The 1,986-nt window shown below is 69.0% G+C and carries 2 protein-coding genes; both read left to right on the top strand.

Going from position 1 to position 1,986, the window contains the following annotated elements; all coding sequences use genetic code 11:
* Positions 1 to 755: ABC transporter permease (locus A3764_RS14875; protein WP_082857973.1), on the top strand; the 755-nt coding region annotated here is incomplete at its 5' end.
* A gap of 94 nt (positions 756 to 849) precedes the next feature.
* The coding region (locus A3764_RS14870; protein WP_330220529.1) for a rhamnan synthesis F family protein at positions 850 to 1,986 on the top strand (1,137 nt) is incomplete at its 3' end.

The following is a 1,986-nucleotide window of genomic DNA, read 5'->3' as shown; positions in this document are numbered from 1 at the left end:
CCCGCAGCATTGCCGCGCTGGTTCTGCGCGAAATCTCCGCGCGTCACGGGCGCACCCCGGGCGGCTACCTCTGGGCGCTGCTTGAACCGCTGGGCGCCATTGCGCTGCTGACGGTGGCCTTTTCCCTGATGCTCCGCGCGCCCCCCCTCGGGGGCAGCTTCGCGCTCTTTTACGCCACGGGCTATCTTCCCTTCGCGCTCTTCATGGCGCTTTCCATGCGGGTGGCCTTGGCCATCCGTTTTTCCCGCCCGCTGCTGGCCTATCCGCGGGTCAGCTACCTCGACGCGCTGATCGCACGTGGGCTGCTTGCGCTGCTGACGCAGATTGCACTGACCGGCGTGGTGCTGGGGGGGCTGCTCGCCATCGAAGGGTTGCCCGGCCTGCTCGATCCCGCGGCCATCGCGCTGGCCCTCGCGATGGGGGTCGCGCTGGGGGCCGGGGTCGGGATCATGAACTGTTTCGCCTTTTCCATGTCCCCGGTCTGGGAAAGCGCGTGGCAGATCGCGATGCGCCCGCTGATCCTCGTCTCCGGCGTGCTTTACCTGCCCGAAGACCTGCCCGCCCCCGCCGCCGACTGGCTGTGGTGGAACCCGCTGGTGCATGTGACCGCGATGATGCGGCGGGGGTTCTATGCCTCCTACGATGCGCAGGGCGCGGCGCCTGCCTATGTCTTTGGCCTCTCTGCCGCTCTCGCCGCACTAGGGCTGATCGCCCTGCGGGGGCATCACCGGCACATCGTGAACGAACGGTTCTGAGCGGCAGGAACGCTTAACCCCCCATTAACCAGACTCGCCGCAGGCTCCCCCGAAGGGCCTTCGCCCGTTGTCATTCCAGATGAAAGGGGGCCGCATGCCGCGCCTCTTCAGGGCCCCTGCCCGGCGGGCCATACGCTTCTTGTTGCCCGATCCGCGCTCGCTCTACGCCGCGTGGCGGATCCGCCGCTCCGGTCTCTTCGACCGCGCCTTCTATCGCGGCGCGCACCCCGGCATACCGCCCCTCTTCCGGCTCTGGCCGGAACGCCACTACGTCCTTTTCGGGGAGGCCGCGAACCTGCGGCCCAACCCGCGCTTCGATCCCGCCGCCTATCGCAGCCTCAATGCCGATCTAACGCGGCTTGCCGCGCCGCTGCTACACTACATCCGCCATGGCCGGGCCGAAAACCGCCCGGCGTGGCAGCCCGCCGGGGCCCCGCCCAACCGGGCCGTGCTGAAGGTGCCGGTCCTGCGCCCCGCGCCGGATGCCCCTGCCCCCGCGCCCTATGCCATCGTCGTCCACCTGCATTACCCCGAGGTCTGGGATGAAATCGCGCAGAGCATCGTCGCCTCGGCGCTGGCGCATGATCTCTTCGTCACCTGTACGGAACAGGGGGCGGAGACGGACGCACTGGTCGCACAGATCACGGCGCGGTTTCCACATGCGCGCGTGATCCGCATGCCCAATCACGGGCGCGATATCTTTCCCTTCGTCCATCTCGTCAATGCGGGGCTGCTCGCCCCCTACCGGGCGGTCTGCAAGATCCACGGCAAACGCTCCCCCCACCGGCGGGACGGCGACCGTTGGCGCCGCGCCCTGATCGACGGCCTGCTGCCTCCAGCGCCGCAAACCGCCGACCGGCTGAACCGTTTTCTGGCCGATGACAGCGCCAGCCTCTGGGTGGCGGAGGGGCAGGTCTACCGTGATCAACGCTGGTGGGGCGACAACGCGGCGCTCACCTCCGCGCTGCTCGCCCGGGTGGAAATCCGGCCCGACCCGGCGGCCCTCGGCTTTCCGGCGGGGTCGATGTACTGGCTCAAGCCGCTGACGCTGTCGATGATCCAGGGCCTGCACCTGACCGAGGATGACTTCGAACTGGAAAGCGGCAAGGTCGATGGCACGACCGCCCACGCCTTTGAACGCGCGATGGGCTTCATCGCTGCGGCGGGCGGCCAGCATATCCGCGAAGCGGCATCGCTGGACCGCGCGCCGGCAAGGCCCGACACCCCAGCC

Source organism: Sulfitobacter sp. HI0129 (genome assembly GCF_001635395.1).
Classification (GTDB): Bacteria; Pseudomonadota; Alphaproteobacteria; order Rhodobacterales; family Rhodobacteraceae; genus Sulfitobacter.
Note: the sequence above shows the minus strand (reverse complement) of the source record. Positions and strands in the feature narration are given on the sequence as shown.